Genomic DNA, 23,217 nt, shown 5'->3' with positions numbered 1-23,217 from the left:
GCTTGTGGCCCTCAGGCGGCTGCAGAAGGGGCCACAACCCGGCGAAGATTGTTCGGCGAGAACCAGCGATCCCACATGACGGACATGACCGGAGCCGAGCCGAGGTACCCCTGATCTCGTAGCGCATGGAAGACCCTCCATGGAATGCTCCGAGGATCCCGAAGGTCGCCGTCGTAGATCACGACCACGGTCCAGCCAAGACGTTCGAGCCGCTCGCGGCGGTCCCGATCGTGTTCGCGCTGCCGGGCGGATCGTTCGTGCCAGTAACCGTCGTACTCGACGGCGACTCTCCAGGCGCGATATGCCAAGTCGACTCGGGCAACGAAGATGCCATCGGCGCCGAAGACCCGTACCTGACTTTCCGGCTCGGGCAGCCGTGCCATCGCGAGAAGCAGACGTACCCAGGATTCTCGCGGCGATTCCGCCCCTTCGCGCACCCAGCGCAACGTCCGGCGAGCTTTTCGCACTCCGCTGAGATGTCGCTCTTCGGCGTATTCGACGAGCCTCTGGAGCGTGGTGAGCCTCTGTTCGATGAGCCAGTCGCCGACGACGACGAGCCACGGCCAGCTGAGCTTGGTCGCAAGGTCGACGAAGGTCCGTTCCGGGCTTGTGATCAGGAGCCCGTGTCGCTCTCGCACCGCGATCGACGCGAGTCGCCGGTGGCTGGCGATCCGGGGATGTTCGCTGTCCCAACCGGTACGCGTCGAGACATGGATTCGGCCGTCCGATGGCACATCGAGTCCCCAGAGAGCGAGCGCCGTGTGGTGGGAGATCACGGCTCCAGACGGCGCGGCGAGTAGCGCCGCGCGCGCCCAGACCAACACGGTGAGGACGAGGTCAGCGCTGACGTACACACCGCGCAGCAACCGGCGCAGTCGTGACGATCTCATCTGTTTCGGTGTGAGCCCGGCGGCAAGCGCCTCAGCGCGGGTGAAGGGACGGCCAGCCAGTTCTACAGGGAGTTCCATCCTTCGAGAGTCGCCCGCGTCCGACGCGTCGACCAGACCCCGTGGAACGATTGTGGATGCTCATCTCTCGAGATGATCCCTGTGGACGACAGAGAAATGCCGGGTTGTGGCCCTTCTCCGCGACGGAAAAGGGCCACAACCCGGCAAAAGTTGGACCCGGAGGGTCCTCAGAGGGAGGCGAGGGCCTCGTTCAGGGTGGCGCTGGGGCGCATCACCTGGGTGGCCTTCTCGACATCGGGCTGGAAGTAGCCGCCGAGGTCGACCGGCGAGCCCTGCACCTCGAGCAACTCGGCGTTGATCTGCTCTTCCTTCTCGCGCAACGTCGAGGCGAGCTCAGCGAAGGCCTGCGCCAACGGAGCGTCCTCGGTCTGCTTCGCGAGCTCCTCGGCCCAGTAGAGCGCGAGATAGAAGTGGCTGCCCCGGTTGTCGATCTCGCCGACCTTGCGGCTGGGCGACTTGTTCTCGTCCAGGAAGGTGCCGGTGGCGCGGTCGAGGGTGTCCGCGAGGATCTGCGCACGAGCGTTGTCCGTCGTCTGCGCGAGGTGCTCGAAGCTCGACGCGAGGGCGAGGAACTCACCCAGGCTGTCCCACCGCAGGTGGTTCTCCTTGACCAGCTGCTGCACGTGCTTGGGAGCCGAGCCGCCCGCACCGGTCTCGAACAGACCGCCGCCGGCGATCAGCGGAACGATCGACAGCATCTTGGCGCTGGTGCCGAGCTCGAGAATCGGGAACAGGTCGGTCAGGTAGTCGCGCAGCACATTGCCGGTGACCGAGATGGTGTCCTCGCCCTTGCGGATGCGCTCCAGCGAGTACGCCGTGGCCAGCTCGGGGCTGAGGATCTGGATGTCCAGGCCCTCGGTGTCGTGCTCGGGCAGATAGGCGTTGACCTTCGCGATGAGGCTCGCGTCGTGGGCGCGGCTCTCGTCGAGCCAGAACACCGCCGGATCGCCTGTGGCGCGGGCCCGGGTGACGGCGAGCTTGACCCAGTCGCGGATCGCGACGTCCTTGGTCTGGCACGCGCGCCAGATGTCGCCGGCCTCGACATCGTGCTCCATGAGCACGTCGCCCGCGGCGTTCAGGACGCGGACGGTGCCCGCCGACGCGATCTCGAAGGTCTTGTCGTGGCTGCCGTACTCCTCGGCCTTCTGCGCCATCAGGCCGACATTGGGCACCGAGCCCATCGTCGAGGGATCGAAGGCGCCGTTGGCCCGGCAGTCCTCGATGACGGTCTGGTAGACGCCCGCATAAGAGCTGTCCGGGATGACCGCGAGGGTGTCGTGCTCCTCGTCGTCGGCGCCCCACATGTGGCCCGAGGTGCGGATCATGGCGGGCATGGAGGCGTCGACGATGACATCGCTCGGCACGTGCAGATTGGTGATGCCGCGGCTGGAGTCGACCATCGCGAGCTCCGGACCCTCGGCGAGCGCGGCGTCGAACGCGGCCTTGATCTCCGCGCCATTGGACAGTTTCTCCAGACCGGCGTAGATGCCGCCGAGACCGTCATTGGCCGACAGGCCGGCGGCCTTGAGATCGGCACCGTACTGCTCGAAGACGGGAGCGAAGAAGGTCTTGATGACGTGGCCGAAGATGATCGGATCGGAGACCTTCATCATGGTCGCCTTGAGGTGGACGCTGAACAGCACGCCCTCGGCCTTGGCGCGGGCGATCGCGTCAGCGAGGAAGGCCCGCAGGTACGCGGCCTGCATGATCGTGGCATCGACGACCTCGCCCTCGAGCACCTTCAGATCGTCCTTGAGGACGGTGGTGGTGCCGTCGGCGGCCTCGTGCACGATCCGCAGCGCGTCATCGGCGGGCAGTGTCACCGACTGCTCGTTGGCCTTGAAGTCGTGCTCGCCCATCGTGGCCACATTGGTCTTCGAGTCGGCGCTCCAGGCGCCCATGCGGTGCGGGTTCTTGCGGGCGTAGTTCTTGACCGAGGCGGGGGCTCGTCGATCGGAGTTGCCCTCGCGCAGCACGGGATTGACGGCGCTGCCCTTGACCTTGTCGTAACGGGCGCGGATGTCGCGCTCCTCGTCCGTGGTCGGCTCGTCCGGGTAGTCCGGCAGGTCGTAGCCCTGGGACTGCAGCTCGGCGACGGCGGCCTTGAGCTGCGGGATCGAGGCCGAGATATTCGGCAGCTTGATGATATTGGCCTCGGGGCGCTTGGCCAGCTCGCCGAGCTCGGCGAGGGCGTCGTCGACGCGCTGTTCGGCCGGCAGACGGTCCGAGAACACCGCGATGAGGCGCCCGGCCAGCGAGATATCGCGGGTCTCGACCTCGACACCGGCGGTAGCCGCGTACGCGGAGATCACCGGCAGGAAGCTGTGGGTGGCGAGGGCGGGGGCCTCGTCGGTGTGCGTGTAGATGATCGTCGATTCGCTCACGGCCCCAACCTACCGCGCATCGAGGCCGCGACCGTCGCTGGCGTGCTCCTGAACGCGCCGAGAGCGGATGTCTGTACCAGAATCCGGCGGCGGTGAGAACGCTGTCCATAGGGCGGACACGCGTCTCAGAAGTACGCCAGGCCCCTAACGTGAGGGCTCGTCAGGATCTCCGAAAGCCCAGAAAGGCACCTCGATGACTTCTCGGTACCGTCGCCGGTTGGCGGCTGCAGCGGCCCTCGCCTCGCTGATCGCGACAGCCGCATGCGCGCCTTCGGGAGCCGGCGGCAGCGCCGATGCCGATGCCACGTCGCTCTCGTTGGTCGGGTTCGCGGTGCCGAAGGCCGGCAACAACGCCGCGCAAGCGGCCTTCGCGGAGACCGACGAGGGTGCCGGTGTCAGCTGGAAGGAGTCGTACGGCGCCTCCGGCGATCAGAGCCGTGCCGTCGCGAGCGGACTGGACGCCGACTACGTGCACTTCTCCGTCACCCCCGATGTCACCCGACTGGTCGATGCCGGCCTCGTCGACGAGTCGTGGGACGACGGACCGAACAAGGGCATCGTGACCGACTCGGTGGTGGTGCTGGCGGTGCGCGAGGGCAATCCGAAGAACATCCAGGGCTGGGACGACCTCGCCCGCGACGATATCGGCATCGTGACGCCCAATCCCGGATCGTCGGGAGCCGCGCGCTGGAACATCCTCGGCGCGTGGTTGCACATCGTGGGCCAGGGCGGCTCGCAGGAGGAGGCGGAGGCCTTCCTGGCCGACGTGCTCGAGAACGTGCAGGCATTCCCGGGTAGCGGACGCGACGCGACGCAAGCCTTCCAGAGCGGCACCGGCGATGTCCTCATCTCCTATGAGAACGAGGCCATCCTCGCGCGGCAGAACGGCGAGCCGATCGAGTACGTCGTGCCTGAGGACACGCTGCTCATCGAGAATCCGGCGGCCGTCCTCACCGATGCGGACCCCAAGGCGGAAGCCTTCCTGGACTTCGTGCTCGCGCCCGAGGGACAGACCGAATACGTGAACAAGGGCTTCCGCCCGCTCCGCTCGGTCGACGGCGTCGAGGTCGGCGAGGTCGAGGGCGCGATGGATCCGCAGGACCCGTTCCCGGACGTCGCGACACTCTTCACCATCGACGACGACCTCGGCGGCTGGGACGAGGTCAACAGCACCTTCTTCGACGAGAGCGAGGGCATCATCACCCGGCTCCAGACCGCCGCGGGACTGAACTCGTGACGATCGAACAGCTCGACCCGGCCGCGACGGCGCGCACGCGTCGTCGCGGCCGGGCGTCGTCCACCCTCGACCGGCCTGCGGCGATCGGTCTGGGAATCGGCGTCACGTGGTTCAGCATCCTGGTGCTGATCCCGCTCGCCCTCATCGCCTTCCAGGCCGCCGGTGGCGGCTGGGGCGTCTTCGCCGAGACCCTCGGCAGTTCCCAGACGGCGGCAGCCATCTGGCTCACCGTGCGCCAGGCCCTGCTGGTGACGGCGCTGAACGTGGTCATGGGCACACTCATCGCCTGGGTCCTGGTGCGCGACGACTTCCCCGGCAAGCGGGTCCTCGAGATCATCATCGACATCCCCTTCGCGCTGCCCACCATCGTCGCGGGCCTGGTGCTGCTGAGCCTCTACGGACCGGCGAGCCCGCTCGGGATCGACGTCTCCAACACCTCCCACTCGGTGTTCCTGGCGTTGCTGTTCGTGACGCTGCCCTTCGTGGTGCGGGCCGTGCAGCCGGTGCTGATGGAGCTGGAGCCCGAGGTGGAGGAGGCCGCCGCCTCGCTCGGCGCCAGCACCTTCACGACGTGGCGGCGCATCATCCTGCCGAGCCTGACCCCCGCCATCGCCGCCGGGGCGACGCTCTCCTTCGCCCGCGGGATCAGCGAGTACGGCTCGCTCGTGCTGCTCTCGGGCAATCTGCCCTTCGAGTCCGAGGTCGCCTCCGTGCGGATCTTCACCTATATCGAGAACGACAATCCGGCCGCCGCCTCGGCGGTCGCCGTCATCCTGCTCGGCGTGGCGCTCGCGGCGATCGTGACGCTCAATCTGATCTCGAGGCGGGTGGCCCGTCGTGACTGAGCTCTCCACCGTGCGCCGGCCACGACGTACCCGGGCGACCTATGTGCGCCGGGTGATCGTACTGGCCTATCTGTTCTTCCTCGTGGTGTGGCCGGTCTCGCTGGTGGTGATCCACACCTTCAGCGACGGCAACCATCTGGTCGCGGCGCTGCGGGACCCGGTCGTGATCTTCGCCCTGCAGATGACGGTGGTCGTCGCCTTCTGGGCCGTGGTCATCAACACCGTCTTCGGCGTCGGCATGTCGTTGCTGCTGGTCCGCTACGAGTTCCCCGGCAAGGGAGTACTCAACTCCCTGCTGGACCTGCCGCTGTCGGTCTCCCCCGTCGTCATCGGCCTGGCGCTCCTACTCGCCTACGGTCCTCGCGACGGCGCCTTCGCTCCCGTGCTCGGGGCGATCGACTTCCAGGTCATCTTCTCGGTTCCCGGCATCATCATGGCGACCGCCTTCGTGAGCCTGCCGCTGGTCATCCGCGAGGTCGTGCCGGTCCTGCAGGAAGTCGGCACCGAGCAGGAGCAGGCGGCGCGGTCGCTCGGCGCCGGCGGCTGGCAGACCTTCCGGCGCATCACGCTCCCCTCGATCCGGTGGGCGCTCGTGTACGGCGTCGTGCTCAGCCTGGCCCGCTCGCTCGGCGAGTTCGGCGCGGTCAAGATCGTCTCGGGCAATATCACCCAGCAGACCCAGACCGCGACCCTCGTCGTGGAGGACAAGTACCTGGAGTTCGAGCGCGGCGCAGCCTATGCGACGAGCTTCCTGCTCACCCTCATCGCCGTGGCGGCCCTGGTGATCGTCACGATCCTGCGACCCAAGGAGAAGAAGGCCTGATGGGCATCGAGATCAGTGGCGTCAACAAGAACTTCGGCGACTTCGTCGCGCTGCGCGATATCGACCTGACGATTCCGAGCGGCGGGCTGACCGCTCTCCTCGGTCCGAGCGGCGGCGGCAAGTCGACCCTGTTGCGCATCATCGCGGGGCTGGAGACGTCCGACAGCGGCACGGTCGAGATCGAGGGACAGGACACCACCCGTGTGCCCGCCCAGCGGCGCAATGTGGGGTTCGTGTTCCAGCACTACGCGGCCTTCAAGCACATGACGGTGGCCAAGAACGTGGCCTTCGGGCTGGAGATCCGCAAACGTCCCAAGGCCGAGATCAAGCGCCGGGTGGACGAACTGCTGGAGCTCGTCCACCTCGAGCAGTTCGCGCACCGGCTTCCGGCGCAGCTGTCGGGCGGCCAGCGTCAACGCATGGCCCTCGCCCGAGCGCTGGCGATCGAGCCGAGCGTGCTGCTGCTCGACGAGCCCTTCGGCGCGCTCGACGCCAAGGTGCGCAAGGAGCTGCGCGACTGGCTGCGGCGGCTGCACGACGAGGTGCACGTGACGACCGTTTTCGTGACCCACGATCAGGAGGAGGCCCTGGAGGTCGCCGACAGCATCGTGGTGATCAACGACGGTCAGATCGAGCAGGTCGGCACGCCCGATGATCTCTACGACAAGCCGGCGAGCGAGTTCGTGCTGAGCTTCCTCGGCCCCGTCACGACCCTCGGCGACAAGCTGATCCGCCCGCACGATATCGAGATCTCGCGGCTGGAGCAGGCGGCGGTCGTCGACGGCCCGATCACGCGGTGGACGCGGATCGGCTTCGAGATCCGGCTGGAGGTCACGCCGACCGATCCGCGCTACACCGAGCCGGTCCAGGTGACCGTGACGCGCAGCGAGGCGACCGCCCTGGACCTCCACCAGGGTGACCACGTCTGGCTGCGTCCCTCCGTCGGCGCCCAGTCCATCGCGACGTGAGCCCCTCTGGGGCGCAACTTTTGCCGGGTTCTGGCCCTTCGCGCCGGCGTGTCGAGGGCCAGAACCCGGCAAAAGTCGGACCCGGAGGGTCAGGGGCGGGTGCGGCGTTCGAGGGCGACGGCGATGAGGACCACGACGAGGCCGCCCGCCGCCAGACCGGCGCCCACCAGGCTCGGCGCACGGTAGCCGTAGCCCGCCGCGATGACGATGCCACCGAGCCACGCGCCGAGCCCATTGGCGACATTGAGCGAGGAGTGGTTCAGCGCAGCACCGAGCATCTGCGCGTCTCCCGCCGCGTGCATGAGACGAATCTGGAGTCCCACCGCGACGATGCTGCCGAGGGCACCGATCGCGAAGACTCCGATCATCGTGAAGAACGGCCGGTCCATGACGGCATAGAAGCCGACCAGCACGGCGACACTCACGGCGAAGCCGCCGACGATCTGACGCACGTTGTCCCAGTCCGCGAGCACCCCCGCCAGCCACGTGCCGACGACCGAGCCGATGCCGAAGGCGAACAGGAACCACGGGATCGTGGTCCGCGACAGATCGGCGACATCGGTGACGATCGGGGCGATATACGAGTACATCGCGAAGATCCCGCCGAAGCCGATCATGCCCGCCGCGACCGCGAGGAGCACCTGCGGTCGCTTGAGCGCCGCCAGCTCACGCCGGATGGTGGCCTCGGGCGTGCCGGGAACGCGCTCGACGAAGAGCCAGATCAGCACGGCGGTGAGCAGCGAGACGACCACCACGAACACATAGGCGGACCGCCAGCCGACGTGCAGACCGAGCCAGGCGCTCAACGGGACCCCCGCGACCGTGCCGGCCGATAGGCCCATCATGACGCGGCTCACCGCCCGGCCCTTCATCGAAGCCGGCACCATCGAGGCGGCCAGCAGTGAGGCCACACCGAAGTACGCGCCGTGCGGCAGGCCCGCGATGAACCGTGCAGCGAGGACGGGCAGATAGCCCGAGGCCAGCGCGGTGAGCGCATTGCCGAAGGCGAGCGCCACGACCAGTCCGATCGCGAGCTCCCTCTTGGGCAGTTTGGCCCCGAGCGACACGATCAGCGGCGCGCCGACCACGACGCCGAAGGCATAGGCGGTGATGATGTGGCCCGTCGTCGGGATCGATCGATCGATGCTCTCGGAGATGTCGGCGAGCAGCCCCATCGTCACGAACTCGGTCGTGCCGATGGCGAACCCGCCCAGGGCGAGCGCGATGATCGCGAGACCGAGATGGGTCGGGCGCCGGGTCTGAGTCATCGTGGTCACGCAAGATGCCAACGTGGCATCGAGATCATCTGTTCCACGATCGGGCCCGATCGGACCGGCATGTGGGCACTGTCATAGTCAGAGCTTGTCGAGCGGTGCGTACCGCAGCAGCAGCCGCTTGACCCCCTGGGAGCCGAAGTCCACGCTCGCGACCGAGTTCTGCCCCGAGCCGTCGAGCGCGACGACCGTGCCGAGCCCGAAGGTGTCGTGGGTGACCCGGTCGCCGGGTTCGAGCGCGACGATGTCGCGGGTGGCCCGCTTGGAACGCGCCGCGACATTCGCCGAGCGGAACGAGCCGCTCTCGCGCCGAGCGGATGCCGAGGGTGTGCTGGGTGTCCACTGCGTGGCCGGCGAGCCGAGGCGCCGCCAGTCCATGACGTGATCGGGCACCTCCTCGAGGAACCGCGAAGGCGGGTTGTAGGCAGGCGCGCCCCAGGCGGACCGCACCGACGCCCGCGTCAGATAGAGCCGTTTCTGGGCCCGAGTGATGCCGACATAGGCGAGTCGGCGCTCCTCCTGGAGCTCCTTGGCATCGCCCATCGACCGCATGTGCGGGAAGACGCCGTCCTCGAGCCCGGTGAGGAAGACGACGGGGAATTCCAGCCCCTTGGCGGTGTGGAGCGTCATGAGGGTCACGACCCCCTCGCCGTCGTCGGGAATCGCGTCGGCATCGGCCACGAGGGCGATCTGCTCCAGGAACGCGGCAAGGGAGCCGGGCGTCAGATCCCCGGCGTCGACATCCTCGGGGGCGGTCTCGGCATCATCGGCCAAGGTCGCCGCTCCGGCGACGAACTCCCGGGCCACCGCGACGAGCTCGGCGAGGTTCTCCACCCGGGTCTCGTCCTGCGGGTCGCGGCTCTCCTCCAGGACGGTGAGATAGCCCGTGCGCGTGAGCGCAGCCTCGATCACGGCATCGGCGGGCGCCCCGGAGTCGGCGAGCTGTTTGAGCCCGCCCATCACCTCGGCGAACTGTCGAACCGCGGTGCGCGACCGCGTGGCGAGCTCCTCGACCTCGTCGGCGCGGTGCATCGCCTCCCAGAAGCTGACCTGCCGCCGCTGGGCGAAACGATCCAGGGCGCTCTCCGCGCGATCGCCGATACCGCGCTTGGGCTCGTTGAGGATCCGGCGCAGCGAGACATCGTCCCGCGGGTTGACCAGGGCTCGCACATAGGCGAGAGCGTCCTTGACCTCCTTGCGCTCGTAGAACCGCACGCCGCCCACCACGCGATAGGGCAGGCCGACCCGGATGAACACTTCCTCGAAGACACGCGATTGAGCGTTGGTGCGGTAGAAGACCGCGACATCCTTGGGTTGCGCCGCACCGTCGTCGGTGAGTCGGTCGATCTCGTCGGCGATGAACTGGGCCTCGTCGCGTTCGTCGTCGGCGACATAGCCGACGACCTGGTCGCCGTCGCCCTCGGCGGACCAGAGCTTCTTGTCCTTGCGGTCGTCGTTGCGGCTGATGACGGCATTGGCGGCGGTCAGGATGGTCTGCGTGGAGCGGTAGTTCTGCTCCAGCAGCACGGTGTGCGCATCCGGGAAGTCGGACTCGAATTCAAGGATGTTGCGGATATTGGCGCCGCGGAAGGCGTAGATCGACTGATCGGAGTCGCCGACCACCATGAGATCGGACTCCGCATCGCACAGCTCGCGGATGAGCGCGTACTGCGCGTGGTTGGTGTCCTGGTACTCGTCGACGAGCACGTGGCGGAATCGACGCCGATAGGTCTCCCGGACATCCGGCCAACCCTGGAACAGGTGGACGGTGTTCATGATGAGGTCGTCGAAGTCCATCGCATTGGCCGCGCGCAGCCGCTGCTGGTAGAGCGCATAGCACTCGGCGTACTGCTGCTCGGTGGGCGTCTGCGCCCGGCTCGACGCGGCCTCGTGGTCGACCAGCTCGTTCTTGAGGTTCGACACGTGGTTGAGCACCGCGCGCGGATTGACCTTCTTGGGATCGAGGTCGAGATCGCGGCACACGAGGGTCATGAGCCGGCGCGCATCGGCCGCGTCGTAGATCGTGAAGGAGGACGTGAACCCGAACTTGTCCGCCTCGCGGCGCAGGATGCGCACGCAGGCGGAGTGGAAGGTGGAGACCCACATCATCCGGGCCCGGCCGCCCACGAGCTCGGCCACCCGCTCGCGCATCTCCGCGGCGGCCTTGTTGGTGAACGTGATGGCCAGGATCGACCCCGGATGGGCGCCGCGCGCCGAGATCAACCAGGCGATGCGCCGGGTCAGCACCCGGGTCTTGCCCGATCCGGCACCCGCCACCACGAGCAGGGGCCCGCCCGTATGGGTCACGGCCTCGCGCTGGGCATCGTTGAGCCCCTCGACGAGGCGGTCCGAGGTGGCCACACGCGGGGCGCGCTCGGAGGCCGGCGAGGAGGGCACGGGGAACGGCAGAGTCATCACCCCCAGACTAGTGGCTCGCGCCGACGCTTCCGCGCCCGAGCGGCACGGGCGAGTGGCCCTCTCGAACCAGAGCGATCATTCCGGGAGGTGGTCGGCGTCATTACCACCGACGCAGCACAATGGAGGCATGGAATGGACGATCGACTCCGACGCGACGGCTCCGCCGTTCGAGCAGCTGCGTCAGCGGATCGCCGAGGCCGCCGCCTCGGGCGAACTGCCGGAGGGTGAACGGCTCCCCACGGTCCGGGCATTGGCGGAGACGCTGGGGCTCGCGGTCAACACAGTGGCTCGCGCCTATCGCGAGCTCGAGGCGATGGGCGTGATCCGCACCGAGGGACGTCGAGGGTCCTTCATCGCCAGCACCACGCTGACCCACGACGACACCCGCAACGCGGCCATCGCCTTCGCCAAGTCCGCGCAGAGCCGCGGCATGGGTCGTGCCGAGGCCGTCACCCTCTTCGAGAGCGTCTGGTGACTCCGCGAACCCGTTGAGTGTGGGGTGCCCCCACACTCAACCGGTTCTGGGTTCGTTCTGCTGAGGGTGGAAGGCTCCGCCGAGGGCGGAAGGGGCTTCGTTCCGCCGTCTGAGGGACTCACAGTGAAGACATGACCGATGAGACGAACCCTCGATTGTTCGGCGAGAGCACGCGCCGGGAGCTGTACCAGCAGCGCGTACTGGTGCTGGACGGGCAACTCGACGACGACAACGGAACCCTCCTCGCCACCCAGTTCATCACCCTGGCCGCCGAGAGGCCGGGAGCGGACATCGCTCTGTGGATCCATTCCCCCGGCGGCTCGGTCCCGGCGATGCTCGCGATCCGCGATGTCATGCGGATGGTCCCCTGCGACGTGTCGACCTTGGTACTGGGGATGGCGTGCAGCGCCGGGCAGTTCCTGCTGTCGGCCGGAAGCCGCGGCAAACGGCGGGCTCTTCCCCACTCGCGCATCTTGATGCACCAGGGCTCAGCGGGTATCTCGGGCACCGCCGTCGACCTGGAGCTCCAGGCCGAGGACCTGCGTCATACCCGCGACACGGTGCTCGGACTGATCGCCCAGGACACCGGACAACCGATCGAGCGCGTGTTCAACGACTCCCTGCGTGACCGCTGGTACTCGGCCCAAGAGGCACTCGACTACGGCTTCGTCGATGAGATCGCGGGCAGCTTCGACGCGATCTCTCCGACGCAGCCGCAGCCGCTGGGCCTGGCAGCGGGAGCGAGACGATGAGCAGTTACCCGATCCCGAATGTCATCACCCAGAACCCGCGCGGCGAGCGGATCATGGACGTCTACTCCCACCTGCTCACCGAGCGGGTCGTCTATCTGGGCACCGCGATCGACGCCGGGGTGGCGAACGCCCTCGTCGCCCAACTGCTGCATCTCGAGGCGGACGATCCCAGCCGCGACATCCAGCTCTATATCAACTGCGAGGGCGGCGATCCGAGCGCGATGCTCGCGATCCAGGACACCATGCGGTACGTGCGGCCCCGCGTCGCCACGACCTGCGTCGGCCAGGCGATCTCCGTCGGTGCGGTGCTGCTGGCCGCCGGGGCCCCGGGGGCACGGGCCGCTCTGCCCCACGCGCGGATCGTGCTGCATCAGCCGGCGGCGCAGGGACGCGGCCCTATCCCCGACCTGATCCTGCAGGCCGACGAGGTGGTGCGGATCCGCACGGACATCGAGGGGATCCTCTCTCGGCACACCGGCCAGGATGTCGCGACGCTGCGCGCCGACACCGACCGCGACCGGGTCTTCACTGCCGAGGCCGCCCGCGACTACGGACTCATCGACGCCGTGCTCGCGGAACGGGACGGCTGACGGCGCTGCCGCGGAGCGCCCCGGGCAGGTTCCGGTAGCGGTAGCTGGTCAACCTTTCCTCGCTGGTGGCGGTAGCTGATCAACGTTATCGAGCCCCGATGATGTTGATCAGCTACCTCCACCGGGGAGGGAGACGTTGACAACCCACCGCCCCCGGCTGGGCGCGCATCGGTCGCTAGGCGGCCAGGGCGAAGGCACCACGGTGGGCGCCGCGCGGCGTGCCCGCCGCGGGAGCGCTCAGCTGCCGGGAGACCTCGACGGTGAGATCGAGCAGCGTCAGGTCCAGCGCCCCGGCCACCGCCGCGATCATCTCGCTCGACGGCTCCTTGATCCCGCGTTCGATCTCGGACAGATACTGCAGCGAGATGCCCGCGCGCCGGGCGACATCGCCGAGGGTCTCGTCGCGACGTCGACGTTCGTCACGCAACCGCGCGCCGAGCGCCTCGCGCCAGAGCGGCTCGCGCACCGCCGCATGATCGGGGGACGATGGAGTTTCCGGCATGCTTCATCGTAGGCCGGGCCTGTCGCCTGCCTTCGCGTCTTCTGCCGACAGCAGAATCACGCGCCGAACTCGAGCGGTGGGTTACGCACCCCTGCCCACCCGGGGCGGTGGGTTACGCACCTCTCGAGGTCGGTGAGAGGTGCGCAACCCACCGCCCTGGGAAACGAGAGGTGCGTAACTCACCGCCCCTCCTCCAGCCGCGCGGACGAGCCTTCAGGTCAGATGAGGCGGCGGTCGCTGGCCCAGCGAGTGAGCTCGTGGCGGCTGGAGAGCTGAAGCTTGCGCAGCACATTGGAGACATGGGTCTCAACCGTCTTGATCGAGATGAACAGCTCCTTGGCCACTTCCTTGTAGGCATAGCCGCGCGCGATGAGGCGCATGACCTCCCGCTCGCGCTCGGTGAGCCGGTCCAGATCCTCGTCGACATGGGCCACGGCGATCGTGCCGGCGAAGGCGTCCAGGACGAAACCGGCCAGCCGCGGCGAGAACACCGCGTCCCCCGCCGCGACCCTCTCAATGCCGTCCACCAGCTCGTCCGCGGCGATGTTCTTGGTGACATAGCCGCGCGCTCCCGCCCGGATGACACCGATCACGTCCTCCGCCGCGTCGCTCACCGACAGCGCGAGATACGTGGCGCCGGGCGCCTGGGCGATGACCTCCGGGCCTCCCCCGCCGGGCATGTGGACGTCGAGCAGCACGACGTCCGGACGATGGTCGGCGATGACCCGCACCGCCGAGGGGACGTCCTCGGCCTCCGCGACCACGCGGACCCGTCCCGCTCCCACGCGTTCGAGCTCGGCGCGCACGCCGGACCGGAACATCGCGTGGTCATCGACGACCACGACTCGCAACTCATCCATCCTCGTCCTCCTCGGCCGGATCGTCCCACGGCATCGTCAGCACGATCTCCGTGCCCTCCCCCGGTGTGCTCTTGACCGTCGCCTCGCCGCCGTGGCGACGCATCCGTTCCACGATCGATCCGCGGATGCCCTGCCGGTCGTCGGCGACTCCGTCGGGATCGAAGCCCACTCCGCGATCGCGCACGAAGACCTCGCCACGGTCGGCGGCGAACTCGGCGTAGACGTCGACGCGCTCGGAACCGGCGTGCTTGGCGGCGTTGACCATCGCCTCGCGAGCGGCACGGACGAGCGCGACCGCGTCCGCCGACAGCGGGTGATCGCCGACCGCCACCAGCTCGACCGCCACGCGATGCGAGGTCTCGACGTCCTCCGCCTCGGTGCGCAACGAGTGCACCGCCGTGCCGTCACCGGGCATCTCATCGCCGTACAGCCAGGTCCGCAGCTCACGTTCCTGCCGCCGCGCCAGCGTGGCGACCGTACGAGGGTCGGCCGCGTTCTTCTGCAGCAGCGCGAGGGTCTGGAGCACCGAGTCGTGCAGGTGCGCGGCCATGTCCGCGCGCTCCTGGGAGCGGATCCGTTCGCGCCGCTCGCTCTCCAGATCGTGCCAGAGGCTCCCGATCCACGGTCCGAGGATGAGTCCGATGCCCAAGACCGCCACCACCGCGGCGGCGACGAGATCGAGGGTGGCGTTCCAGCCCCGGCCTTCGGAGATGACATAGACGGCGGCGAGCCCGACGAGGCCGAGGCCGGCGGCGATACGCGCCCAGTAGCCGGCACCTCGGGTCTGTCGCAGCCAGGAGCTCCAGGTGGCGTCGTCGAGCTGGCGCCAGATCAGGGCGACGCCCAGGGCGCCGGCGAGCACCGGGATCAGCAGGCGGGAGGACACACCGCCGCCGAGAATCGAGATCAGCGCGAAGACACCCAGCCCCACCGCGCCGATCGCGACCGTCTGGGCGATCTCGCGGGCGGAGGTCCGTTCCGCACCTCGCATGCCGGCCCGTGTGGCTGAGGCGATGCCGGGGGTGTCGTCGGGTGAGGACAGCGGCAGGAAGCGCCAGAGCAGCAGATAGCCGATGATCCCGGCGGCGTTGAACCACGTCGCAACCACGAACCCGATCCGGATCCACAGCACCGGCACGTTCAGGTGGTCGGACAACCCGGCCGCGACGCCTCCCACGATCCGCCGGTCGACGGGCCGCGTCGCTCGGGGATGCGGCGGGGCGGCGGAGGTGGTCACGGCACCAAGCCTCACACGCGGCCGCGTGAGCGCGCCACCAGGGACGACCCCGGCATCGCCCTGACACGACACCGGGAGGAATCAGGGAAACACCCGATGGTCGGCGGAGCGCCGGACGGCCACGATGGAGACATGAACGATCAGGACACATCGACGCCGCGGGACGCGTCCTCGCCGCCACGCCGACTCCAGGACTTCGAGAACGCACGCCGACCGCGCTCGGATCGGATGATCGCCGGTGTCTCCACCGGCATCGCCCGCTGGCTCGGCATCGATCCGGTGATCGTGCGCGTCGGCTTCGTCGTGCTCACCCTCGTCGGGCTGTCCGGCCTCGTGCTCTACGGGGCGTGCTGGCTTCTCATGCCGGAGGAGGGCAAGGACCGCAGCGTGTTGGGCGAGATGTTCGGCCTCGGCGAGAACGAGAAGCAGGTCCGGATGGTGGGCCTGGCGATCGCGGGGGCGATCGCCATCGCCGCGATCCTCGGCGACAGCGCCTGGGGACTCGGCGGCTGGGCCTGGGTGACGCTCTGGGTGCTGTTCTGGGTCGCCGTCCCCATCGCCCTGGTCTACTGGTTCGTCTCAGGACGGCACCGGCGCGGCACCCAGGCCTCGCCGCCCCCGGGGACTCCGTACGGTCCACCGGCTCCGGGGGTCCCGTACGGCCCGCCGAGTCCAGGCTCACCGCCGTTCGCCGCGACCCCGTCTCCGGCCGGACATGACTCCGTCACCACGACACTCGGGCCAACCCCCGCCGGTGGCTCGACCGAGAAGGCGGCCGACGAGTCGGGCGATGACGGCATCGCTTCGGACGACGAGGACGATGGCGCACAGCCGCCCACGTCCGGGCCTCCCCTCATGCACGGTCCTCCCCCGCCCCCAGGGCCTCCGCGGACTCCCTGGTCGCCGGCTCTGTTCCTCGGCACCGTCTCGCTCATCCTGCTCGCCTGGGGTGGCCTGTGGCTCTGGTCCGAGCAGGTCGCGAATGTCGTTCCCGAGGTCTACGCGCTCACCGGCCTGGTCCTCACCGCTGTGGGCCTGCTCGTGGGCAGCAAGATCGGCAATGCCGGACTCCTCGTCCCGGTCGGTCTCGTGTTGTGCGTCGTCCTCGCGGCGACGTCCGCGCTGCCGAATGCTCGTGCCGGCGACTTCACCTTCACCCCGACATCGGTCGGCCAGGCCACCCGCGCGATCGACACCGGCGCCGGCCAGGTGACCTATGACCTCACCGATGTCCCGGTCCCGGGCGATCTCGCTGGGGAGTCCGTGGAGATCGACCACGGGCTCGGCCTGGTGCGGGTCGTCGTACCCCGCGATCTCGACGTCCATGTCGATGCCGCCATCCGCTGGGCGGGCCAGGTGAAGGTCTTCGAGCGTACCGCCGACGGCTGGAGCCCGCATCTCGACTACGGCGACCCCGGGTCGGATGTCTTCCACCTATCCATCAACAGTTCGGCCGGAGCTATCGAGGTGATCCGACGATGAACATCCATCCCTTCCGGGTGACACCCTTCGTGTTCGGCGTGCTGTTCTTGCTCGTCGCGGCAGGATGGACAGCACTCGAGTACGACGTCATGACCGGCGCTCAACTGCGGCTCGCCGGACCGATCGCCCTCATCGTGATCGGCCTGATCGGCGTAGCCCTGACCTTCAGGAGGAGAACATGACCGCCAAGAAGCTCACCCGCTCGACCCAGGACAAGTGGCTCGGGGGCGTCTGCGGCGGCATCGCCGCCTACTTCGGGTGGGACGCGACGCTCGTGCGGCTGGTGGCTCTCGTCGCGGTCCTCGTGACGCTGCCGGTGAGCGTCGTGGCCTACATCGTGGCCTGGGTGATCATGCCCCAGGAGCCGGCGACCCCGTGGCAGACGGGGACCGACGCTCCCAGCGGTCCCGTGCAGTGATCGCACGGGCGGTGGAGTCGCTGAAGACGCCATCGACGCCCGCGTCGTAGAACGCGAGGTACTCGGCCAGGGCATCGCCATGATCGGCGGGGCCCTGGCCGTTCCTCAGGTCGGCGGGCAGGAAGTGGTTCTCGTCGCGGAGGGTCCATACGTGCACGGCCAGACCGAGATCGTGGGCGTCGCCGACGAGCGCCGTCGGCGCCGCGAGCCGATCCTCGGCGTCACGCGCGATCACCAGGCTCTTGTGGGCTCCGACTCCGTCGGCGTACTCCGCAATGAAGGCGAGACCGGCAGCGGAGGCGAGGAAGGCGTAGTCCCGGGAGTCTCCCGCGAGCACATGGTCGTACGGGGCGCCGCCGTGTTCGAGGAGCTGGATGAGCGGCAGCGAGGTCCGCGAGCGCAGCCAGCGCAGATTGCCCGGCTCCATAGACTGGATGATGACGGGGAACCGGGGTCGCTCGGTGTCGAGATCGCGGCCTCGTAGCGTCGACAACAGCAGGTCGGTGATGTCGTATCCGAGCGCGTTGAAGTACGTCGGGTGCTTGGTCTCCGGGTAGATGCCGAGGCGCGGCTCCCCGGGCCCGCGACGCGCGTTCTCGGCCTCGGCGATGTCGATGACCTGCTCGAAGGTGAGGATCGTCCCCGCCAGGCCGAGGTTGCCCGGACGCACGTCCGGGATCCGCTCGCGGGTGCACAGTGACCTGAGTTCCTCGAGTGTGAAGTCCTCGCTGAACCAGCCGGTGACCGCCACGCCGTCGACATCCTTCGTGGTCCTCCGGTCGGCGAAGATCGCGCGGTCGGCGACATCCGTCGTCGAGGAGAGCTCGTTCTCGTGACGGACGACGAGCACGCCGTCCCGGCTCATCACGAGATCGGGTTCGATGTAGTCCGCTCCCTGCTCGATGGCGAGCTGATAGGACTCGGCGGTGTGCTCCAGTCGCGCACCGGGAACCCCTCGGTGCGCGATGACGATCGGCGCGCTCACGGCCCCCACGCTACGGAACGGACATGATCCCGCGGCAACGCCCCTCCGCTGGAGGTAGGCCATCAACGTTATGGGCTACGGATGAGGTTGACGGTCTACCGCCACCGAGCGCGGAAGGGTTGATGGCCTACCACCACGACGCGAGGGTCACTCCCACTCGATGGTGCCCGGGGGCTTGCTGGTGACGTCGAGGACGACGCGGTTCACCTCGTCGACCTCGTTGGTGATGCGCGTGGACATCCGCTCCAGGACGTCGTACGGGAGCCGTCCCCAGTCGGCCGTCATGGCGTCCTCGCTGGTGACGGGGCGCAGCACGATCGGGTGACCGTAGGTGCGGCCGTCGCCCTGGACGCCGACCGAGTGCACATCGGCCAGCAGCACCACCGGGAACTGCCAGATCTCGGCGTCGAGACCGGCCCTGGTGGTCTCCTCGCGCACGATCTTGTCCGCGGCGCGCAGGATGCGCAGGCGATCGGCGTCGACCGAGCCGACGATGCGGATCGCAAGGCCGGGGCCGGGGAACGGGTGCCGTTCGACGATGCCCGCGGGCAGCCCGAGCTGGCGGCCCACTTCGCGGACCTCATCCTTGAAGAGCGTCCGCAGCGGCTCGATCAGACCGAACTCGAGATCCTCGGGAAGCCCACCGACATTGTGGTGACTCTTGATATTCGCCGCGCCCTCGCCGCCGCCGGACTCGACGACATCGGGATACAGGGTGCCCTGCACGAGGAACCGGACCGGCTGGCCCTCCGGTGCCGCCTCGACGACCTCGCGCTCGGCCTGCTCGAAGACGCGGATGAACTCGCGGCCGATGATCTTGCGCTTCTCCTCCGGGTCGGAGACACCGTCGAGGTGCCCGAGGAAGCGGTCGACGGCGTCGACGACCTTGAGCGTGACCCCGGTCGACGCGACGAAGTCCTGCTCGACCTGCTCGGCCTCCCCCTCGCGGAGCAGTCCGTGGTCGACGAACACGCAGGTGAGCTGGTCGCCGATGGCGCGCTGGACCAGAGCCCCGGCGACCGCCGAGTCGACGCCTCCGGAGAGAGCGCAGATGACCCGCGCGTCGCCGACCTGCTCACGGATCCGCTCGACCTGCTCGTCGACGATGTTGACACTCGTCCACGTCTGCCGGCAACCGGCGATCTCGAGGAGGAACCGTTCCATGACCCGCTGGCCGTGCTCGGAATGCAGCACCTCGGGATGCCACTGCACCCCCGCGAGACCACGGCCGACATCCTCGAAGGCCGCGACGGTGGCGCGCGACGACGTGGCGTTGACGGTGAACCCCTCGGGCGCCTCGACCACCTCGTCGCCGTGCGACATCCACGACACGAGCTCCTCGGGCAGCCCCTCGAGGAGGGTGCCCGGCTCCCTCACGGACACCCGGGTGCGGCCGTACTCGCGCTGGCCGGTCTTGGCGACCTCGCCGCCGAGAGCCTGGGCCATGGCCATGAAGCCGTAGCAGATGCCGAAGACGGGAATCCCGGCATCGACGAGACCCGGCGCCAGCGCGGGCGCACCGGGCTCGTAGACCGACGAGGGTCCGCCGGACAGGATGATCGCCTTCGGCTCCTTGGCGAGCATCTCCTCGGCCGGCATCGTATGGGGGACGACCTCGGAGTACACCTTGGCCTCCCGCACCCGTCGGGCGATGAGCTGGGCGTACTGAGCGCCGAAGTCGACGACGAGGACGAGGTCATGATCTGGGCTCACCCCTCGATTCTAGGGAGCCGCCACAGCCGTCCTCGCCCCGCCCGGCGTCGCGGACCGATGATGATGCCTCGTGGTCGTCATGGCAGCCGCACAGCATCGACTTCTCGCCGACCGCGGACCGATGTCGATGCTTTCGGGTCGCCATCGCGACCACGAAGCATCACGATCAGTCACCTCGTCCGGAAAGTGCCGAGGCGGCCATAACCTCGCCACGGACGTGTCGTTGGGCACAGTGGGTACGGCACCGATTTCCCTCCCTCCCGGCCGGACCCCGCGCCCGCGCGGCGTGAGAGAGCCCGACCCGATCACTCCCTTCGGGTCGGGTTCTCGTCTGTCAGGAGCGATCGTCGAGCTCGCGCAGGTAGCACAGCATCCGGTAGTCGGTGCCCGGCTCGATGTTGACGAACCCGTGCCGCTCGTAGAAGCGACGGGCGTCGACATCGATCTCGTCGACATTGATGTGCATCTCGCCACCGCCGCGGGCGATCACCTCGTCGACGGCGCGTTGCAGCAGCGACGTGCCGATGCCGCCGCCGCGCAGCGCAGGGACGACGTAGAGCTCGTCGAGCACGGCCAGCGGGCCCTCGCAATAGACGGTGGGCCGCAGCGTCACCACTGCATAGCCCGTGGGATCGGCCGGCGGCCCGGACAGCAGGACGAAGGCCGACGGATGGCCCAGCAGGGCCCGAAAACGCGGGAGCAGCTGCTCATAGGTCGGCGTCGGGGTGTCGAACTCGACGGCGAAATCGACCTGCAGACGGGCGATCACCTCGGCGTCGCCGACCGAGGCGAGACCGATCGCGCGGGCGTCGTTCACGGCCGGCTTCCCTGACGTCCGGCATCGCGGATCTCGCCGACGAGCTCCTCGAGCACGTCCTCGAGCATGACCACGCCGAGCACTGTGCCGGATCCCTGGTCCGCCACCCGGGCCATGTGCGAGCCTCGCGCCTGCATCGTGCGCAGCGCATCCAGCAGGCCCACAGTCGACCCCACCGTGGCCAGCGGGCGCACCCACTTGTCGGCGATGGGGGCGGTCCGGATGGCGTCATCGGTCTCCAGCACGTCCTTGATGTGCAGGTAGCCGACCAGCTCCCCGTCGTCGTCCACGACGGGGAACCGCGAGAAGCCCGTTCGCGCGCAGGCGATCTCCACATCGGCCGGTGTCGCCTCCCGGCCGATCGTCACGAGCGTGTCGCGCGGCATGAGCACGCGCGCGACCGTCGCGTCGTGGAAGTCGAGCGCTCCGGTGACGAGGTCGTACTCGTCCTCGTCGAGCAGTCCCTCACGACGCGACTCCTCGACGAGACCGGCGACCTCGTCGTGCGTGAAGGTCGAGGCCACCTCGTCCTTGGGCTCGATGCCGACGATCCGGACCGCGCTGTTGGCGATGGCGTTCAGGGCGATGACGAGCGGCTTGAGCACCGCGATGACCCCGAGCATGAACGGGCCGAGCACGAGCGAGGCGCGGTCGGGAGCCGCGAGGGCCAGGTTCTTGGGGACCATCTCGCCGTAGACCACGTGGAGGAACACCACCAGCGTGAGCGCGATCGCGAAGGAGATCGGGTGCACGAGGGAGGGTGGCACGTCCAGCAGCTCGAAAGCGGGTTCGAGCAGGTGGGCGATCGCCGGTTCGCTGATCGCTCCGAGCCCCAGCGAGCACATCGTGATGCCGAGCTGTGCCGCGGCCATCGCCAGCGTGACATTCTCCATCGCCTTGAGCGCGAGCCGCGCGGAGCGCCGGCCGGACTGCGCGAGCGGCTCGAGCTGCGTACGCCGCGCGGAGATGAGCGCGAACTCCGAGGCCACGAACAGGGCGTTGAGCCCGAGCAGCACGAAGGTCAAGCCGATCGCGAACCAGTTGTTCACTGCTCGCCACCGCCGATCGATTCCTCGACGGTCATCGACACGCGGTCGATCCGGCGTCCCTCGATCCGCTCGACGGTCAACGTGACGAGCAGCGGGACGAGCGACTCCTCGTCGCTGTCCGGAGTCTGGGTGAGCTCCAGCACGATCTGGTCGCCGCGTTCGGCGAGGCGACCCAGCCGTTCGAGGATCAGCCCCGCGATCGTCTCGTAGTCCTCGCTCTCAGGGAGCGCGATCTCGGTGCGCTCGAAGACCTCGTCGGGCCTCAGCAGACCCGACAGCGACCACGTGCCGTCGCGACGGTGGCGGCTGTGCGCTGAGAGCCGGTCGTGCTCGTCGGCGATGTCGCCGACGATCTCCTCCACGAGATCCTCCAGCGTCACCACCCCGTCGGTGCCGCCGTACTCGTCGAGCACGATCGCCATCTGGTGACCCTCTTCGCGCAGGAGCGACAGCAGCGGATCGAGCTCAATCGAGTCCGGCACGGTCGTGGGCGGGTCGGCGATCTCCTCGACCCGGACCGAACGACGGCGGTCGACCGGCACGGCGACCGCCTGCTTGATGTGCGCGATGCCGACGATGTCGTCCGGGGACGTGCCGATGACCGGGAAGCGCGAGTGCCCGGTCTGCCGCGCCGCCTCGATGAGATCCAGGGCCGTGTCGTGCTCGTTCAGGAAGCGGACCCGTACGCGGGGCGTGCGGACATCCGCGGCGGTGCGGTCGCCGAAGGCGATGCTGCGAGCGACCAGGTCGGCCGTCTCGTCGTCGATGGCCCCGTGATCGGCCGATCGCAGGACGAGCGATCGCAGCTCGATCGGCGACCGAGCCGAACGCAGTTCCTCCTGCGGCTCCACGCCGAGCCAGCGCAGGGTGTTGTTCGCCATCTGATTGAGGCCGCGGATCGGCCAGCCCATCGCCCGGGTGAACCACCGTTGCGGCAGCTGGGTCAAGACCGCGGTGCGGTACGGCAAGGAGAGGGCGAAGTTCTTCGGGATGAGCTCGCCGACGAGCATCGTGACGATCGTGCTGAGCGCGAGGGCGAAGCCATAGCCGGCGGCCCGCAGACCCCCGCCGGACAGGCCGAGGGCGGAGAGCGGGTCGTGCAGCAGCCGGCCGATCGCCGGCTCCGCCAAGTAGCCGATGGCGAGGTTGGTGATCGTGATGCCCAGTTGCGCGCCGCTGAGCTGAGTGGACAGGGTCGTCAGCGCCTTGCGGGTTCCCGTCGCACCGCGCTCCCCTGCCGCGGCACGCCGATCGACGGTCGCGCGGTCGACGGTGACGAAGGAGAACTCCGCGGCGACGAACACGCCGCAGCCGATCATGAGCAACAGGGAGGCGGCCAGCAGCAGCCATTCGGTCACGGCGGTGAAGTCCTCGGTCGACAGATCGTCACGTCCCACGTTCGTGGTTCGCTAGGACGCCA

At 68.7% G+C, this 23,217-nt stretch carries 22 protein-coding genes; 10 read left to right on the top strand and 12 right to left on the bottom strand.

Annotated features, from left to right (window positions below):
- Positions 1-11 precede the first annotated feature (11 nt).
- The gene (locus tag FNM00_RS02090; protein WP_143911350.1) at positions 12-968 is read right to left on the bottom strand and encodes a DUF559 domain-containing protein; all 957 of its coding nucleotides are present in this window, start codon (positions 966-968) and stop codon (positions 12-14) included.
- A 167-nt stretch (positions 969-1,135) separates the two neighbouring features.
- Positions 1,136-3,352 (bottom strand): NADP-dependent isocitrate dehydrogenase, encoded by a 2,217-nt coding sequence (locus tag FNM00_RS02085; protein ID WP_143911349.1) that lies wholly within the window; start codon positions 3,350-3,352, stop codon positions 1,136-1,138.
- A 193-nt stretch (positions 3,353-3,545) separates the two neighbouring features.
- Between FNM00_RS02085 and FNM00_RS02080 the strand changes: the two genes are divergently transcribed.
- The 4 genes from FNM00_RS02080 to FNM00_RS02065 are packed head-to-tail and all read left to right on the top strand — an operon-like array spanning position 3,546 to position 7,225.
- Positions 3,546-4,589: a sulfate ABC transporter substrate-binding protein gene (locus tag FNM00_RS02080; RefSeq protein ID WP_143911348.1), complete on the top strand. Its 1,044-nt coding sequence runs from the start codon at positions 3,546-3,548 to the stop codon at positions 4,587-4,589.
- Positions 4,586-5,434 carry a sulfate ABC transporter permease subunit CysT gene (cysT, locus tag FNM00_RS02075; protein ID WP_246065028.1) on the top strand — a complete coding sequence of 283 codons (849 nt, stop codon included), beginning with the start codon at positions 4,586-4,588 and terminating at the stop codon, positions 5,432-5,434. Before FNM00_RS02080 ends, cysT begins: the two co-directional genes overlap by 4 nt.
- Positions 5,427-6,257, top strand: a complete 831-nt coding sequence (locus tag FNM00_RS02070; protein WP_185972927.1) for a sulfate ABC transporter permease — start codon at positions 5,427-5,429, stop codon at positions 6,255-6,257. Before cysT ends, FNM00_RS02070 begins: the two co-directional genes overlap by 8 nt.
- Positions 6,257-7,225, top strand: coding sequence for a sulfate/molybdate ABC transporter ATP-binding protein (locus FNM00_RS02065; protein WP_143911347.1), 969 nt, complete (start codon positions 6,257-6,259; stop codon positions 7,223-7,225). The genes FNM00_RS02070 and FNM00_RS02065 overlap by 1 nt, the downstream gene beginning before the upstream one ends.
- A gap of 89 nt (positions 7,226-7,314) precedes the next feature.
- Here FNM00_RS02065 and FNM00_RS02060 read toward each other — a convergent pair whose 3' ends face one another.
- Both FNM00_RS02060 and pcrA read right to left on the bottom strand, forming a co-directional pair.
- Positions 7,315-8,493 (bottom strand): MFS transporter, encoded by a 1,179-nt coding sequence (locus FNM00_RS02060; protein WP_185972926.1) that lies wholly within the window; start codon positions 8,491-8,493, stop codon positions 7,315-7,317.
- A gap of 87 nt (positions 8,494-8,580) precedes the next feature.
- On the bottom strand, positions 8,581-10,914 hold the full coding sequence (pcrA, locus tag FNM00_RS02055) for a DNA helicase PcrA (RefSeq protein WP_143911345.1): 2,334 nt from the start codon (positions 10,912-10,914) through the stop codon (positions 8,581-8,583).
- A 130-nt stretch (positions 10,915-11,044) separates the two neighbouring features.
- Between pcrA and FNM00_RS02050 the strand changes: the two genes are divergently transcribed.
- The 3 genes from FNM00_RS02050 to FNM00_RS02040 all read left to right on the top strand — a co-directional run bounded on the left by FNM00_RS02050 (position 11,045) and on the right by FNM00_RS02040 (position 12,734).
- Entirely contained in the window at positions 11,045-11,392 is a 348-nt protein-coding gene (locus FNM00_RS02050; protein ID WP_143911344.1) for a GntR family transcriptional regulator, read from the top strand.
- Between the two features lie 131 nt (positions 11,393-11,523).
- Positions 11,524-12,144, top strand: a complete 621-nt coding sequence (locus FNM00_RS02045) for a ClpP family protease (protein ID WP_143911343.1) — start codon at positions 11,524-11,526, stop codon at positions 12,142-12,144.
- Positions 12,141-12,734, top strand: coding sequence for a ClpP family protease (locus tag FNM00_RS02040; RefSeq protein ID WP_143911342.1), 594 nt, complete (start codon positions 12,141-12,143; stop codon positions 12,732-12,734). The genes FNM00_RS02045 and FNM00_RS02040 overlap by 4 nt, the downstream gene beginning before the upstream one ends.
- A 175-nt stretch (positions 12,735-12,909) precedes the next feature.
- On the opposite strand, the gene FNM00_RS02035 is transcribed toward FNM00_RS02040, so the two are convergent.
- The 3 genes from FNM00_RS02035 to FNM00_RS02025 form a co-directional block, all read right to left on the bottom strand.
- Positions 12,910-13,236, bottom strand: a complete 327-nt coding sequence (locus FNM00_RS02035) for a helix-turn-helix domain-containing protein (RefSeq protein WP_143911341.1) — start codon at positions 13,234-13,236, stop codon at positions 12,910-12,912.
- A gap of 218 nt (positions 13,237-13,454) precedes the next feature.
- On the bottom strand, positions 13,455-14,096 hold the full coding sequence (locus FNM00_RS02030; protein ID WP_143911340.1) for a LuxR C-terminal-related transcriptional regulator: 642 nt from the start codon (positions 14,094-14,096) through the stop codon (positions 13,455-13,457).
- Entirely contained in the window at positions 14,089-15,333 is a 1,245-nt protein-coding gene (locus FNM00_RS02025) for an ATP-binding protein (protein ID WP_143911339.1), read from the bottom strand. The genes FNM00_RS02030 and FNM00_RS02025 overlap by 8 nt, the downstream gene beginning before the upstream one ends.
- A gap of 132 nt (positions 15,334-15,465) precedes the next feature.
- On the opposite strand from FNM00_RS02025, the gene FNM00_RS02020 reads away from it, so the two are divergent.
- The 3 genes from FNM00_RS02020 to FNM00_RS02010 are packed head-to-tail and all read left to right on the top strand — an operon-like array spanning position 15,466 to position 17,233.
- A complete protein-coding gene (locus tag FNM00_RS02020) occupies positions 15,466-16,815 on the top strand; it encodes a PspC domain-containing protein (RefSeq protein ID WP_185972925.1) in 1,350 nt (449 codons plus the stop codon).
- Entirely contained in the window at positions 16,812-16,997 is a 186-nt protein-coding gene (locus tag FNM00_RS02015; RefSeq protein ID WP_143911337.1) for a hypothetical protein, read from the top strand. The genes FNM00_RS02020 and FNM00_RS02015 overlap by 4 nt, the downstream gene beginning before the upstream one ends.
- Positions 16,994-17,233 (top strand): PspC domain-containing protein, encoded by a 240-nt coding sequence (locus FNM00_RS02010; protein ID WP_143911336.1) that lies wholly within the window; start codon positions 16,994-16,996, stop codon positions 17,231-17,233. The genes FNM00_RS02015 and FNM00_RS02010 overlap by 4 nt, the downstream gene beginning before the upstream one ends.
- Here FNM00_RS02010 and FNM00_RS02005 read toward each other — a convergent pair.
- The 5 genes from FNM00_RS02005 to FNM00_RS01985 form a co-directional block, all read right to left on the bottom strand.
- A complete protein-coding gene (locus FNM00_RS02005; protein WP_143911335.1) occupies positions 17,166-18,218 on the bottom strand; it encodes a glycerophosphodiester phosphodiesterase in 1,053 nt (350 codons plus the stop codon). The genes FNM00_RS02010 and FNM00_RS02005 overlap by 68 nt on opposite strands.
- A 147-nt stretch (positions 18,219-18,365) precedes the next feature.
- Entirely contained in the window at positions 18,366-19,931 is a 1,566-nt protein-coding gene (gene guaA / locus FNM00_RS02000) for a glutamine-hydrolyzing GMP synthase (RefSeq protein ID WP_143911334.1), read from the bottom strand.
- A gap of 334 nt (positions 19,932-20,265) precedes the next feature.
- Positions 20,266-20,748 (bottom strand): GNAT family N-acetyltransferase, encoded by a 483-nt coding sequence (locus tag FNM00_RS01995; protein ID WP_143911333.1) that lies wholly within the window; start codon positions 20,746-20,748, stop codon positions 20,266-20,268.
- Positions 20,745-21,797, bottom strand: a complete 1,053-nt coding sequence (locus tag FNM00_RS01990; protein WP_143911332.1) for a hemolysin family protein — start codon at positions 21,795-21,797, stop codon at positions 20,745-20,747. The genes FNM00_RS01995 and FNM00_RS01990 overlap by 4 nt, the downstream gene beginning before the upstream one ends.
- On the bottom strand, positions 21,794-23,194 hold the full coding sequence (locus FNM00_RS01985) for a hemolysin family protein (RefSeq protein WP_246065027.1): 1,401 nt from the start codon (positions 23,192-23,194) through the stop codon (positions 21,794-21,796). The genes FNM00_RS01990 and FNM00_RS01985 overlap by 4 nt, the downstream gene beginning before the upstream one ends.
- Between the last annotated feature and the right edge of the window lie 23 nt (positions 23,195-23,217).

The sequence above is a fragment of the Aeromicrobium piscarium genome, from assembly GCF_007421815.1.
GTDB classification, from domain to species: Bacteria; Actinomycetota; Actinomycetes; order Propionibacteriales; family Nocardioidaceae; genus Aeromicrobium; species Aeromicrobium piscarium.
The sequence above is the reverse complement of the archived record's forward strand: the minus strand, read 5'-3'. Positions and strand labels throughout refer to the sequence as shown.